Consider the following 14798-nt stretch of genomic DNA (forward strand, 5'->3'; position numbering starts at 1 on the left):
TCATGATGAACGATATATTTTTTGGCCTGATGATGCTCGGCGGTTTTTTTGTTCTCGGTATTGGTATGTGGGCGCTTGGCCAATGGCTGCGACGCAAAGGCTTCGGCCCGCAGCTCGATGAACTGGATAAGCAGTACACGGCACTACAGCATCGTGTGAACCGATTGGCTCTGCCTGCCGCTGCGCATTTCTACGGCGGCATGGGTATGCTTAATCGCATGCCACTTTTCGGCAGCAAGAATCAGGTGGTACTGGTAGAGCGTGTGAGAATGGCCATCCTTCAGATGGAAGAGGAAGAACGGCAGCGAGGCAGGGTCATCAATCGCTGACGAGCACAGCCAGTTCCATAGCCCACAACCCCGCCTAAGTGCGGGGTTTTGTTTTCCTGCCGCAGCTTCTCCGTCTATTACACACCGCAAAAATGGCCTGTATCGCGCTGTGAGAAGTTTTCACACATGACAGCCACAAAACCATTCCGAGACTGAAAAGACGCTGCCACGACCCATGCAGGAGGGATTTTGGACGCTTTCGCAGGCCGTTAGAGGCCTTGTGCCGGTTTTGGCCCTGCCCTTCCCTTTTTGGTGCCTGATCGTCTTTTTGCCGGTTTCAACGGATCGACCAGGTGCTGCGACCGGTGGGTAATCCACGGAACTAGCCGCGTCGGCGACGGCAGGCCCGCCCTACCTTTTTTGGTGCCCAACGGCCGTAGGCCGACCAAGAGCAGCAAGCGATGAGCTGCGCCATCAAGGCGCGGCGCTTAGCGCGCATGGTAGAAGTTCCTTAGAACTTCTTAGACCGGAATTCCAGAGAACGGCCGCAGACGAGACGGCACAAGGGTTTGCGCCCATGTTTGAGGCTTCGCGGATTGCCACCTGCGCCGGGGGTGGTTTCCACCTGCGCCGGGGGTGGTTTCCACCTACGCCGGGGGTGGTTTCCACTTGCGCCGGGGGAGGGTAATTCAATTCGGCGTCCAATCTGACAAGGAGGGCGGTTCTCGGTCGGACTGACTTGTGAGTCCGTACATTCCGGCGGGAGGCGTTTCGTGCTCGCTTTCAAGAAGTGGCAGCACCTTGGGGCGGCCGACCAACACCAGCCCGCTGCTGGTCTGGTCGATGGCCCAGCCCCTTCCATCTTGCAGGCCGCATGTGCGCTCTGCGATTTCATCCAATGCCGCTCGCAGCTGGCCGCGCCTTTTACTGCGGTCCGACGCGGAGAAGCGCTCCCATGCCACTAAGCCCCAGACGTGAGGCGCAAGGGTGTCGAGGTGTGCTCCATTGCCGTTCCCCAGCGCTCGGCCAAGTCGGATATTCGAGCATAGCCAGCAGTGCAGCAGCTTGGCGACCTCCGTTTCCAGTGCGTTCCGCTCGAACAACGAGACTCGGACATGCTGTCCGTGAAAAACCGCACCCGTCAGGCGAGGATTGGCGGCGACATAAATTTCCCCGCTCTTATGGTTGAAGCTAAGCGAAATAAGGTTGCAGGCCCTATCCCACCCCGTTTCCCTATCGATTTCCCGAATTTGTGTTGCCCGCAGCCGGTTGAGACTCTTTTTCGCTCTTGCAAGCGCAGCTCCACTTTCGGGGTCTCGATATCCGGCGTCGATCAGGAGGCTTCGCAGACTGGTGCGCTTGGTCGCCAACGGTGCGCCTTCGTCTCGGTTAAAGTCCAGCGCGAGGCGCAACTGTTTGCTGACAGGCCCGACTGGGGTAGCTTCAATTACAAGGCGCTCTATGCCAAGCTGAGCAGTCAATGCCAGCAGGATCGATTGATCATCGGCTCCAAGCTGCTCGAAGCCTTGAAAGCCGATTTCGAGCCTACCGAAGCGGCGCGGCTCCACGAGCAAACGTCCGCGCGGCTTGCCCTTCGTGGGTACGAATAGTCCGTCGAACGCATGGGCAGGATCGAGCCGAGCGTAAGCCGGTCTAATATGCGGCTGCGGCATGGCCCTTGCCTCGGGTCCGATCCGCACCCTCTTGCTTGGCGTCCAACAACTCCACCGGCAGCAACACGCCGCCGTCATGACGTTGATACCAACGATCGTCGTCAATTTCGGCATAGTTCTGTTTGCTGACACCAAAACGGACAAAGAACTTCCGGCGGTCTTCCCCGATAGGCTGTCGGTCATAGGCGCGGTCCGTATGGTTCTGCGCTTCTTTGTCAGTCATTTTCGCGACGAACCCGCACCATCTGGGATTATCGACAAGAGCCGAGGCACCACGTACTGCCTGCTGCTGATCGGCCTGCCCGTCGCGGGCGCTGCCTTTGCTGACATGGTGCAGATAAAGCACTGACGCTTTAGTAATGGTCGCAATTTCCTCAAGCATGGCGACAAGCCGGGCCATATCGCCGTTGCTATTCTCATCAAGGGTATGAATACGGCTCAATGTGTCCAGAACGATTAGCCGAGCGCCTTCGCATTGCTTGATTATCTGGGACCGTTTATTTTTCTTCGTGACGTCCATTAGTTTTCCCATGATCGGCACGACCATGAGGTTTTCTATGATGGCTTCGCGAGCTTCTTGACCGAGGTGTTTGCCAACAGAGTGAATTCGCCCAATCAGTGCTGGCTTGGGGTCTTCTCCGGCGTAATAGACGACGCGGCCAGCTTTCGCAGGTGCAAGCCCTACCAAGTCACCACCGGCCGCTCTGCTTTCAACGGTTGAAGCACAGGCAACCGACATTGCCGCTTCCAGCGCCCAGAAGCTCTTACCCGTGGCTCCGGGAGCCACCAACGCGCCTACTGTCCCAGCAAGGAAGCCCGGCCAAATAAAGTCTAGTGCGGGCGGTTCGTTCTCGAACGCTGCCCGTAAGTCAATCAAGTCCATCGCCACAATTCAGGCCCCCATTCCGGGGCGAGGGGCCGGGCTGGAATGTTTGCACGCATCAATCCATGCCTCAACCTCAGCCAAATCCCACACGACCTTGCGGCTACTGAGTGCAATGCGCTGAGGGAATTTCCCCTGCTTTTCAAAGTTGTAGATCGTGCGCTCGCACAGCGGAATCATCTCCAGCAGCTGCTTTTTGCTAATGAGAACTTTACTTGCTCTCCTTAATTCTTTTTTCACACCTAATACCTCGTTTTGTCATCAACCGAGGTTTAATTATTGCTACACAATTCCGGCAAATTCCAGCACTTAGATGATATTTTTTCCTGCAAAATCAATGACTTAACCGTCCGACAAACGTATAGTTTCGGGACAGAGATATTCGCCCAATCTCTTGTTTTTCCGGAAGTTTTCTTAAGGAAATTTAGGAGAGAAAGATTGTCCAACAAACGTCTATTTCGGGACAAAAAAAATGCCCACCAAAGTGGGCATTTCGCGACAAAATGCAGGTCTCAAGGCTCCGAATCAGTCCTTGAGGCGGGGCTTCCTGATTGTCCACTCATCGATCATGTCCGCCCAATCCTGAAGCATTGCCCGGCGCTGATCGCGGTACTCGGCCTTGTTGTAGACGGCGCGAACCCCCTTCTGTTCGTGCGCAAGGCACTTCTCGATCCAGTCAGTGTTATAGCCCGCCTCATGTAGAAGCGTGCTGGCTGTGCGCCGCAGGTCATGCGGTCCGAACTTGCCAAGCGACTGCCCTTCCTTCTGGGCCAGACGATAGGTCAGCGTGAGCACCTGATTGAGCGTGGCGCTGCTCATCGGCAAGTCCGAGTCATAGCGCGATGGCAGCACGTACTCCGAGCCGCCCGCGAAGGTTTTCAGAGCGATGAAAATGTCGAGCGCCTGCCTAGACAGGAACACCAAATGGGGATTGCGGCGCTTCATCCGCTCCTTGGGGATTGTCCAGAGCGCGTCGGTGAAATTGATTTCGTTCCACGTTGCGTTGGTCAGTTCGCTTTTGCGAACCATCGTTAGCAACAGCAGCTTGGCAGCCGCGCGGATCGAAGGTGTGGTGCCAATGCGCTCCATGTACTGGTACATCAAGCCAATTTCATCTGGCGTCAGTGCTCGATCTCGTGGCTCAAACTTGGCGATAGTTGACGGGCGCACCAGATCGGCCGGGTTCTCAACCTTCTGCCCACGCTCGATAGCCCAGCGGAAGACCTGCATCATAATTTCGCGGCAAAGCACGGCCGTTGATGGCCTGCCTTGTTCTACGATGGCATCAGTAAGCGCCCGCAAGTCCTCGTGGGTAATTTCTATCAGTTTCCTGTTGCTGAATTTCGGCTTTAGCTCCCGCTCGTATGTTCCACGGCGCATGTCGCGGGTGGAATCTGCCATTTGATAGCCGCGCAACCACTTCTCGGCCCACGCGCCGAATGTCTCAGCATCCTTGACGCGGGCTTTGTCTCGGGCCTTCTCCTTGGCTGGAGATTTCCCTGAGGCGATCATCTTCTTGGCTTCGCCCAGCCGTTCACGGGCTTCCGCTAGCGTGATCCCTCCGACACCGTAGCGGCCGAAGGTGATGGTCTCTTGCCTGCCGTGGATCGAGTAGTTGTAGCGGAACGAAATCGAACCCGCAGGGGTGATGGCCACGTAGAGGCCGTCACGGTCATTCACTTTGTAGAGCTTGTCCTTTGGCTTGAGGTTGCGCAGCTTGGTATCAGTCAGCATGGTCGGGTTGGGTTTCCTCTCAAAAATACCATGCTCAAAAAGCCCCGCACATCCTATAAAAAAACATTACGGAACAATGCGTTATATAAATTCAATACCATGATTACCCCATCAGGAGCAACATGGTATCGATTGCTGAACATGGCATCAGGTTCAAATCGTACCATCTACCATGCCATAGAAACCGGGTGCTTGGCGATGCGAAAATTTGCCAGACTGTGCCAAGCCAATAATGAAAAAAGCCCGCAGTTACGCGGGCTTATAGGTGTTTTAGTGCTCTTTGATGCCGGTCGATGCCGGACGCAGGATCACTCCCACTCAATGGTGCCGGGCGGCTTCGAGGTCACGTCGTAGACGACGCGGTTGATGCCGCGGACTTCATTGATGATGCGGGTGGCCGCATTGCCAAGGAAGTTCATATCGTAGTGGTAGAAATCCGCCGTCATGCCGTCCACCGAAGTCACCGCGCGCAGTGCGCAGACGAATTCATAAGTGCGGCCATCGCCCATCACGCCGACGGTCTGCACCGGCAGCAGAACGGCAAAAGCCTGCCAGATGGCATCATAGAGGCCAGCCTTGCGGATTTCATCGAGATAGATTGCATCGGCTTCGCGCAAGATTTCCAGCTTGTCGCGGGTAATGCCGCCCGGGCAGCGGATGGCAAGGCCCGGACCCGGGAACGGGTGGCGACCGATGAAGCTGTCCGGCAGGCCGAGTTCCTTGCCGAGCAGGCGAACTTCATCCTTGAACAATTCGCGCAGCGGCTCAACGAGCTGCATCTTCATGCGCTCGGGCAGGCCACCCACATTGTGGTGCGACTTGATCGTGACCGAAGGGCCGCCTGTGAACGAAACGCTTTCGATGACGTCCGGATAAAGCGTGCCCTGCACGAGGAAATCCGCGCCGCCGAGCTTCTTGGCTTCTTCCTCGAACACTTCGATAAAGAGACGGCCAATCGTCTTGCGCTTCTTTTCCGGATCGCTTTCGCCTTCCAGCGCGCCGATGAAGCGGTCGGATGCGTCCACGAGGATCAGCGGAAGGTTATAATGTTCGCGGAACATTTCCACGACTTGGCTCGCCTCGTTTTTGCGCATCAGACCGTGATCAACGAGGATACAGGTGAGCTGATCGCCAATGGCTTCATGCGCCAGAAGGGCTGCGACAGACGAATCCACGCCGCCGGAGAGAGCGCAGATAACCTTGCCGCTGCCGACCTGCTTGCGGATCGCCTCGACGGCCTGCTCGCGATAGGCGCCCATCGTCCAGCCCGGCTTCACGCCGACAATACGATGAACGAAATTCTGCAACAGCTTGGCGCCGTCCGGCGTATGCACGACTTCCGGATGGAACTGCACGCCGTAATATTTGCGCTTTTCATCGGCAATGGCCGCGAAAGGTGCATTCGGCGAGGTGCCGATGATGGTGAAACCGTCCGGGAGTGCGGTAACGCGGTCGCCGTGGCTCATCCAGACCTGATGGCGGGTGCCCTTGGCCCAGATACCGGCGAAAAGCGGGCTGTCTTCCTGCACGTCGAGGAAGGCGCGACCGAATTCGCGGTCATGGCCGCTTTCGACATTGCCGCCCAGCTGGGCGCACATGGTCTGTTCGCCGTAGCAGATGCCAAGAACCGGAATGCCTTCGTCGAAGACCGCCTGCGGCGCGCGTGGCGAGCCGATGTCGGTCGTCGAATGCGGGCTGCCCGAGAGGATGACGCCTTTCGGCTTCAACCGCTGGAATGCCTCTTCCGCAGACTGGAACGGGACGATTTCGCAATAGACATTGGCTTCGCGTACACGTCGCGCAATCAGCTGCGTGACCTGGCTGCCAAAGTCGATGATCAGGATTGTGTCAGGATGTGCCGTGGTGCTCATGTGCAGCATCTATTTAAAAAGTGGTGAGGATGCAATGTTTATGTGGTGGGCATATACGGATTATATGCACTTCCCTCAACAGCGCAGTGACAGGAATGGGGCCTATCCTGACACACCATTGTCAGGAGGTGGCAAAAGTCCACCGGCAATAGCCGCTTCCAGTTCTTCCACTGCGACAGCCATTTTCTCGTCGATGATATGCAGATATTGCGTCCAGTCACCGACATGATGCAGCTCGTCCGCGCCGTCCGAAATGCCGCGCAGACCGTATAAGGGCACGCCATGAATCTGGCAGGCGCGCAGGCAGGCGAATGTTTCCATGTCCACCATATCCGCGTCGATGGTCTCATAGACCTTGCCGGAAACGATATTAGCGCCAGTCGATAGCGTGGCGCTGGCAACACCTTCCACCTGAAACGGCAGCTTGATCATCTTCGGCAGATCGAGAAATGGCGTCAGCCCCTTTTCGAAGCCGAGCGGCGAGGCGTCCATGTCGCGATAGGAGACGGCGGAGACCTGAAACACTTCCGCCTGCGGTAGTTTTGCCGACCCCGCCGAGCCGAGCGAAATCACCAGATCGGGCTGCTCACCGTCGATTTCCATGCGGAACAGCGCGCGGGACAGATTGATCGCCGCCTCGACCGGCCCGACGCCGATCATCAGCGGATCGAAGAGCTTGGCCAGATGACGCCCATATTCGGCGTCGGCAGCCATGACATAAAGCAGGCGTCGTCCGGCAACAGTCTTCAGCATGCGCGCCAACCCCTATCCTTGCAAACCTTTGCGATCCTGCACGACCATCATCGTACCGGTCATCGTGGCGATGAGGCGAACTTCCGTATCGGTCACGGCAAAAGCCTGCCCGTCGCTGACCATGATCGTGCGGCCCGGCTTTGTGACCTCGCCACGGAACAGGAAGCGTTCACCCTTGCCGGGCGCCAGCAGATTGACCTTGAATTCGATGGTCAGCACCGCCGCGTCGGCGGGCATCAGGGTCAGCGCCGCATAGCCGCAGGCAGAATCGAGCGTCGCGGAAATCATGCCCGCGTGGAGAATGCCGTGATGCTGGGTGAGTTCCTCACGGAACGGCATTTCCACTTCAACAATACCGGGTTCGCATCGCGTCAGTTCTGCGCCGATCAGTTTCATGGCGGCCTGCCGCCCGAAACTTTCCTCGACGCGTTCCTTGAAGTCCGGTTCGGCTATGCGATGCGCTGACATTTATTCCCCGTTGTCTTAATTCGCTTTCTTCATCACACTTACATAAAACCCGTCCGTGCCGGTGGACAATGGCGAAAACACACTGCCATGCGACGGAAACACCGGTTCCGCGCCATTCGCATCCGTCACGACCGACTGCCACAGCGCTTGCGCGGGCATTTCGGTGAAATCAGGATTGTCGGCCAGAAAGCGCGCGACCTGTCGCGTGTTTTCTTCTGCAAACAGCGAACAGGTGACATAGGCCAGACGACCGCCCGGTTTCACATAATGCCTGGCCGCTTCCAGCACTTCCTGTTGATCCTGAACCCGGCGCTCCAGCTGCTGGTCATTGAGACGCCACTTCGCGTCCGGCCTGCGCCGCCAGGTGCCGGAGCCGGTGCAAGGCGCATCGGTCAGTACAAGGTCCATATGGCCGGTGAGCGGATCGAGCGCATCCAGATTGCCAAGCACCTGCGTGTTGCGCACGCCAGCCCGCTGCAAGCGCTCATGCATAGGCGAAAGGCGCGCACGCTCCGCATCATAGGCGTGCACCTGCCCCTTGTTTTGCATGGCTGCTGCCAAGGCCAGCGTCTTGCCGCCTGCACCAGCGCAATAATCGAGAACCTGCTCGCCGGGCTTTGCGCCAGCAAAAAGTGCGGCGAGCTGTGAACCTAGATCCTGCACTTCGAACCAGCCATCGAGAAATGCCTGTTCGCCCTGCACATTCGGGTGACGGCCCAGCGCTTCGATCGGCGGAATGCGTAATGCCTGCGCCAGAAATGGCGCGGGAGCAGCACCTGCTTTTTCCAGCGCTGCGAGTGTCTGTTCAGGCTTTGCCTTCAGGCTGTTGACGCGCAGATCGACCGGCGGGCGGGTGGCAAGCGCCTTGCCTTCTTCCACCCAGCGCGACCCAAAAAGCTCCTGAAGCGAAGCGGCGCACCATTCCGGCACATCGGCCTGAACATAATCGGGTGCGGCAGCGCTATCGCGGCTTTCCCAGGCGATACGGCGTGCCTGTTCCAGCGTTTCAGGTGCGAACTTGTCGCCATCCAGCGCTGCGTCGATGGCAGCAATATCCATGCCGCCATCGGCCAGCAAAGCGCCAAAGGCCAGAGCGCGCGCATCGTCGGCATCCATGCGCCATGCGATGGAGAGTTTGCGGCGCAGTGCGTCATAGACGATGTTGCCGATCACCGCGCGGTCGCCCGCGCCTGCGAAACGATGAGCGGAACCCCAGTCCTTCAGCACATCGGAAGCTGGGCGTTTGCCCGCTTCGATATCGCCCAGAACCTCGATTGCCGCCTGCAGGCGTCCACCAAGCCGCATTGCTTCTCCTTACTAACTAACTGTCACGGCATAGCCTTCCTTGCAGGCAAAAGGCAATCGCCAAATCAAAACAAAAGCCGGAGCGCGAGGCTCCGGCTTTCATGCGCTTCAATACGAAGCGAGTTTGCCTTACATGCCGCCCGGATAGTTCGGGCTTTCACGGGTGATGGCGACGCCGTGCGAATGGCTTTCACGCAGGCCCGCATTGGAAATGCGGACGAAGGTTGCCTTTTCGCGGAATTCTTCCAGTGTCTTCGCGCCGACATAGCCCATCGAGGCGCGCAGGCCACCGGCAAGCTGGTGCAACACAGCCGAGATCGGCCCCTTGTAAGCGACCTGACCTTCGATGCCTTCCGGCACGAGCTTCAGCTCGTCGCGCACTTCCGCCTGGAAGTAACGGTCTGCCGAACCGCGGGCCATAGCGCCGACCGAGCCCATGCCGCGATAGGATTTGAACGAACGGCCCTGATGCAGATAGACCTCGCCCGGGCTTTCTTCCGTACCGGCCAGAAGCGAACCGGCCATGGCGGCGACAGCACCGGCAGCAAGTGCCTTGGCGAAATCGCCCGAGAACTTGATGCCGCCATCGGCGATGACCGGAATGTTCTGCTTATGCGCTGCTTCCACCGCCGACATGATGGCCGAAAGCTGCGGCACGCCGACACCGGCAACGATACGCGTCGTGCAGATCGAGCCCGGTCCGATACCGACCTTGACGGCATCCGCACCGGCATCGATCAATGCCTGCGTACCGCCCGCGGTGGCGACATTCCCAGCCAGAATGGCGACATTGGGATAGGCCTTCTTGATGCGTGCGACAGCATCGAGAACGCGCTGCGAATGACCATGCGCTGTATCGACCACCAGAAGATCGACGCCTGCTTCGATCAGGCGTTCGGCGCGTTCATAACCGTCTTCGCCAACGCTGGTTGCAGCGGCTGCACGCAGACGGCCCTGCGCATCCTTGGCGGCATTCGGGTTGAGCTGCGACTTTTCGATGTCCTTGACGGTGATCAAACCAACGCAACGGCCCTTGTCGTCAACGACGAGCAGCTTTTCGATACGGTGAGCATGCAGAAGACGCTTGGCTTCTTCCTGATTGACGTTTTCGCGCACCGTGATGAGGTTTTCGCGGGTCATCAATTCATAGATCTTCTGAGCCGGATCGGAGGCAAAACGCACGTCACGGTTGGTCAGAATGCCGACGAGACGGCCCGGACCCTTGGTGGCGTTTTCAACGACCGGAATGCCGGAAATGCCATGCGCCTTCATCAGCGCCTGCGCATCGGCCAGTGTCGCATCCGGGCCGATGGTGACCGGGTTGACGACCATGCCGGATTCGAATTTTTTCACCTGACGGACTTCTTCGGCCTGACGTTCCGGCGTGAGATTGCGGTGAATGACGCCGATGCCGCCTGCCTGCGCCATGGCGATGGCGAGACGCGATTCCGTCACCGTGTCCATGGCGGCGGAGAGAAGCGGCAGATTGAGTTCGATATCCTTGGCGATGCGGGTGCGCAGGTCCACCTGACCCGGCATGACTTCGGAATGGCCCGGCTGCAGGAGCACATCGTCGAATGTGAGAGCGAGAGCGCCGGTGGGCGATTCCACGATTTTTGCCATTGCCAATTCCTTTGAATAAGAAAAGCCGCCTCTCCGGGAAATGTCCGGGAGCAGCGACAATCAGGGTTTACTTGGTTGAATTGGCACCGGCTGGTAACACGGTTATGACCAAATGGAAAGCCTTTTGCTTACAAGTTTCAGTTACCGCTAAGAATTAGCGTGATAGACCGCATAGGACATGTACCCGTCCCGAGGGGAGATAATGCGAAAGTCGTATAAGCGCGTTCCGTTGATCCGCCGTTCCAGAGCGATGTGGATGTCGCCACGGCTTTGGAAACCAAGGCTCGTTTTCTGGTGCGGCGCGCTCGCCATCGGCATCATCAGCGTCGGTTTTGCAGAAGCCGCCGATATCGCGCAGGATTGGTTCAAGGCGTTGACGGACGGCACCGGCGGCAATGTCTGGCGCGCATGGCTGCCGCTTGTGATCACGCCGCTCGGCTTCATGGCTTGCTCATGGATCGCCATTGCCTGGTTTCCGAATTCCGGCGGCAGCGGTATTCCCCAAGCTATCGCGGCGCGGCATCTCGACGATCATCAGGACCGGTCCCTGCTTCTCTCCATTCGCGTTGCAGTCGGCAAAATACTGCTGACCGTCGCCGGTCTTTTCTGCGGCGCATCCATCGGGCGCGAAGGCCCGACGGTACAGATCGGCGCATCGATCATGCTGCAATCGGCGCGGATCGGCGGCATGGAACAGGCGCGCGGGCTTATCCTTGCCGGATCGGCCGCCGGTATCGCCGCCGCCTTCAACACGCCGCTGGCCGGGATTGTCTTCGCGATTGAGGAAATGGGCCGCGCCTATGCGGCGCGCACCAACGGGCTGGTGCTGTCCGCCGTCATTCTGGCTGGTCTCGCCTCGCTCGGTCTGGTCGGCAACTACAATTATTTCGGCATGACCACCGTTACGGCAACGACCGCCCGCGACTGGGTTCTGGTCGTCGCCTGCGGCGTGATAGGCGGCGCTTTCGGCGCGGTTTTCAGCGCGCTTGCGCTCAATCTGGGGCGGCGTGTGCGCCGCCATGTGCAGAAGGTGCCGCTGCGCAACGCTGTGTTGTTCGCCGGTATTTGCGGTCTTCTGGTCGCGATTATCGGCATCGCTTCAGGCGGCGCGACGTTCGGCACCGGCTATGATCAGGCGCGCGGCGCGGTCGAGGGCGCGGCCTTGCCGCCATTCTATTTCGTTGAAAAATTCGTCGCCGGTTTGCTTTCGATGATTTCGGGCATTCCGGGCGGCATTTTCGCCCCGTCGCTTTCGGTCGGCGCAGGTCTCGGCAGCACCATCGGCCTTGTGCTCGGCACCAGCGCGAGCCTTGCCGCCGTGCTGGGCATGGCGGGTTATTTTGCCGGCGTCGTGCAGGCCCCGATGACGGCTTTCGTCATCATTCTCGAAATGACCGGCAATCATAACAATGTCATTCCGCTGATGTGCGCCTCAATGCTCGGTTACGGTACGGCGCGGCTCATCTCCAACGAGCCGCTCTATCATGCCCTGTCGCGCACCTTCGTGGCGGATGTGCTGCGCCAGCGTCGCGCACGCGAAAAGAATGCGCTTTCGGAGTAAAGCGTTCAATGGAGGAGAAAACTGTTTATGGATCGCAGAACATTCGGCAAATCGCTTGCGGGGCTGGGAGCAATGCCCTTTGTCGTCAGCGCGGCATCGGCAGCGAGCACGGGAGGAAAGAGCATGCTTGAACTTATGGGCGGAAGCATTTCGGATGTACCAGGGATCAAGCTTGGCCATCACACGCTGACCAAGCGCCCGACCGGCTGCACCGTTCTCTTATGTGAAGAAGGCGCTTCGGCTGGCGTCGATGTGCGCGGCTCCGCGCCCGGCACACGCGAAACGGACCTTCTCGATCCGATCAATTATGTGCAGCAGGTGCAGGCCATTCTCCTGTCCGGCGGCAGCGCCTATGGTCTTAGCGCCGCAACCGGCGTCATGCGCTATCTTGAAGAAAACAAACTCGGATTCAAGATCGGCAATGGCGTGGTGCCTATCGTGCCTGCCGCCATCCTGATGGATCTCGGCGTCGGCGATTTTTCGATCCGCCCCGATGAGGAAGCCGGCTATCTCGCCTGCAAGGCGGCCAAGGCGGAAGCTTCCGGTGAAGGCAATATCGGCGCTGGAGCCGGTGCGACTGTCGGCAAGATGTTCGGCAAGGATTTCGCGATGAAGGGCGGCCTTGGCACGGCAAGCTACACGGTGCCGGGCACGGAAATCGTGGTTGGGGCAATCGTTGCCGTCAACGCGGTCGGCGATGTCTATGCGCCCAATTCGCGCCAGATTCTGGCCGGTGCGCGCACCGAGGACGGCAAGGGTTTCCGCGATACGATGCAGGCCATCATGCAAGGCCACGGCGTCGTCAAATCCGGCGGGGCCAACACGACCATCGGGGCGATTGCCACCAATGTGCCGTTCAACAAGGCGGAACTGAAGAAGATCGCAGGCATGGCCCATGACGGCTTTGCGCGCACCATCAATCCGATCCACACCATGTGGGACGGCGACACGATTTTCGCGCTCTCGACAGGCAAGGCCAAGGATGTGGAAGCGGACGTGACCGCCATTGGCGCCATCGCTGCAACGGTCATGGCGGATGCGGTGGCGCGGGCGATCGTTAACGCTGAAAGCCTTAACGATTTGAATTTACCCGCCTATAAGGATTATCACCCGCAATAGGGTAGATAACTTTGCACCATTGAGGGGATCGGTCCTGTATCGAAATAAGGTTATAAGATATCTGGCTATGCTCGATGGTGCAGTTTCGCAAGAAGGTAGAGTGAAGGCATGAGTGGCAGTTCCCTTAAATTCGGCACCAGCGGTCTCAGGGGATTGGCGGATGAGCTGAACGGCTTGCCCGCCTACGCTTATTCGCTCGCCTTTGTGCGAATGCTCGCCGAAAGCGGCAAGCTAAAAAAAGGTGCGGAGGTCTTCGTCGGACGTGACCTTCGCCCGTCCAGCCCCGACATTGCCGCGCTTTGCATGGCAGCCATTGAAGACGCTGGCTTTACGCCGGTGAATTGCGGTGTGCTGCCCACCCCGGCACTCAGCTTTTACGCCATGGCGAAACAGGCACCCTCCATCATGGTGACGGGAAGCCATATTCCCGACGACCGCAATGGCCTGAAATTCTATCGCGCCGATGGCGAAATCGACAAGACCGACGAACAGGGGATCAGCGCGGCCTATGCCGCCCTGCCCGCAGACCTGACCGCCCGTCATTTCAGCAATGATGCACAAAATGATGCCGCGACCAGCGCCTACGAGAAACGTTATATCGATTATCTGGGGCGCGGCGCTCTCAAGGGCCTGCGCGTCGGCGTCTACCAGCACTCGTCGGTCGCCCGCGATGTTATAACGGATATTCTAACCGCGCTTGGCGCGGAAACCATTGCCCTTGGGCGCTCCAACACTTTTGTGCCCGTCGATACCGAGGCATTGCGCCCGGAAGATATCCGGCTTCTCGACCAGTGGGCCAAGGAAAACCGCCTTGACGCCATCGTTTCCACGGATGGCGATGCGGACAGGCCGCTGATTGCCGATGCAAGCGGCCAGTTCGTGCGCGGCGATCTCGTCGGCGCGATCACCGCAAGCTGGATCGGTGCGGATATAATCGTCACGCCGGTCACGTCCAATGCGGCGCTGGAAGAATGCGGGCGTTTCGCCCGCGTTGTCAGAACCCGCGTCGGCTCGCCCTATGTCATCGAAGGCATGCAACGTGCCAAGTCCGAGGGTGCAAAGATCACCGTCGGTTTCGAAGCCAATGGCGGCGTGCTTTTGGGCAGCGACAGTACCCGCAAAAGCCACACGCTGTCAGCGCTGCCAACCCGCGACGCACTTTTGCCGATCCTCGCCTGCCTAAGCGCGATCAAGGAGCAGGGCAAGCCGCTTGCGGAAATCGGCGCGGCTTTCAACTTTCGCATTGCGCTTAGCGACCGCCTGCAAAATGTTCCGCAGGAAAAGAGCGGCGCGTTCCTCGCCATCCTCAAGGATGAAGCGGGGCGCAAGGCGCTGTTTCCGTCCAATGATGCGATCATCCGGTCTGAAGCCATTGATGGCGTCAAACTGTTCTTCCATTCCGGCAATGCCGTCCATTATCGCGCTTCCGGCAATGCGCCAGAATTACGCTGCTATGTGGAAGCGGCCAATGAAAATCAGGCCGCCGAACTTCTGGCCATGGGCCTCGATATCGCCCGCAACGCAACAAAGGATGCCTGA

The 14798-nt window shown here is 58.7% G+C and carries 13 protein-coding genes; 4 read left to right on the plus strand and 9 right to left on the minus strand.

Translation table 11 applies throughout. The features are described from left to right. Positions 1–2 precede the first annotated feature (2 nt). Complete coding sequence (locus WIX40_RS05205; RefSeq protein ID WP_000980636.1) at positions 3–329, plus strand: hypothetical protein; 327 nt, start codon at positions 3–5, stop codon at positions 327–329. A gap of 629 nt (positions 330–958) precedes the next feature. Here WIX40_RS05205 and repC read toward each other — a convergent pair. From repC to guaB, 9 genes are all read right to left on the minus strand, one after another. Then, the gene (repC, locus tag WIX40_RS05210; RefSeq protein ID WP_339438945.1) at positions 959–1942 is read right to left on the minus strand and encodes a replication protein C, IncQ-type; all 984 of its coding nucleotides are present in this window, start codon (positions 1940–1942) and stop codon (positions 959–961) included. Next, positions 1923–2825, minus strand: coding sequence for a helicase RepA family protein (locus tag WIX40_RS05215; RefSeq protein ID WP_036943915.1), 903 nt, complete (start codon positions 2823–2825; stop codon positions 1923–1925). Before WIX40_RS05215 ends, repC begins: the two co-directional genes overlap by 20 nt. Positions 2826–2834: 9 nt before the next feature. Beyond that, positions 2835–3065, minus strand: coding sequence for a helix-turn-helix transcriptional regulator (locus WIX40_RS05220; protein WP_032422607.1), 231 nt, complete (start codon positions 3063–3065; stop codon positions 2835–2837). 285 nt (positions 3066–3350) lie between these two features. After that, a complete protein-coding gene (locus WIX40_RS05225; RefSeq protein WP_339438947.1) occupies positions 3351–4559 on the minus strand; it encodes a tyrosine-type recombinase/integrase in 1209 nt (402 codons plus the stop codon). A 308-nt stretch (positions 4560–4867) separates the two neighbouring features. Further along, entirely contained in the window at positions 4868–6430 is a 1563-nt protein-coding gene (gene guaA, locus WIX40_RS05230) for a glutamine-hydrolyzing GMP synthase (protein WP_109368051.1), read from the minus strand. Positions 6431–6532: 102 nt separating this feature from the next. Next, complete coding sequence (locus WIX40_RS05235) at positions 6533–7183, minus strand: 5'-methylthioadenosine/S-adenosylhomocysteine nucleosidase (RefSeq protein ID WP_339438950.1); 651 nt, start codon at positions 7181–7183, stop codon at positions 6533–6535. Between the two features lie 12 nt (positions 7184–7195). Further along, complete coding sequence (locus WIX40_RS05240; protein ID WP_339438952.1) at positions 7196–7651, minus strand: PaaI family thioesterase; 456 nt, start codon at positions 7649–7651, stop codon at positions 7196–7198. Between the two features lie 15 nt (positions 7652–7666). After that, on the minus strand, positions 7667–8956 hold the full coding sequence (locus WIX40_RS05245) for an RsmB/NOP family class I SAM-dependent RNA methyltransferase (RefSeq protein WP_339438954.1): 1290 nt from the start codon (positions 8954–8956) through the stop codon (positions 7667–7669). Between the two features lie 129 nt (positions 8957–9085). Beyond that, positions 9086–10579: an IMP dehydrogenase gene (gene guaB, locus WIX40_RS05250; RefSeq protein ID WP_109367930.1), complete on the minus strand. Its 1494-nt coding sequence runs from the start codon at positions 10577–10579 to the stop codon at positions 9086–9088. A gap of 202 nt (positions 10580–10781) precedes the next feature. Here guaB and WIX40_RS05255 point away from each other — a divergent pair, with 202 nt between their 5' ends. The 3 genes from WIX40_RS05255 (at position 10782) to WIX40_RS05265 (ending at position 14798) form a co-directional block, all read left to right on the plus strand. After that, a complete protein-coding gene (locus tag WIX40_RS05255; protein ID WP_109367931.1) occupies positions 10782–12140 on the plus strand; it encodes a chloride channel protein in 1359 nt (452 codons plus the stop codon). 27 nt (positions 12141–12167) lie between these two features. After that, positions 12168–13259, plus strand: coding sequence for a P1 family peptidase (locus tag WIX40_RS05260; RefSeq protein WP_339438956.1), 1092 nt, complete (start codon positions 12168–12170; stop codon positions 13257–13259). A gap of 108 nt (positions 13260–13367) precedes the next feature. Then, positions 13368–14798, plus strand: coding sequence for a phosphomannomutase (locus WIX40_RS05265; protein ID WP_339438958.1), 1431 nt, complete (start codon positions 13368–13370; stop codon positions 14796–14798).

The organism is Ochrobactrum teleogrylli (assembly GCF_037482325.1).
Taxonomy (GTDB): domain Bacteria; phylum Pseudomonadota; class Alphaproteobacteria; order Rhizobiales; family Rhizobiaceae; genus Brucella; species Brucella teleogrylli.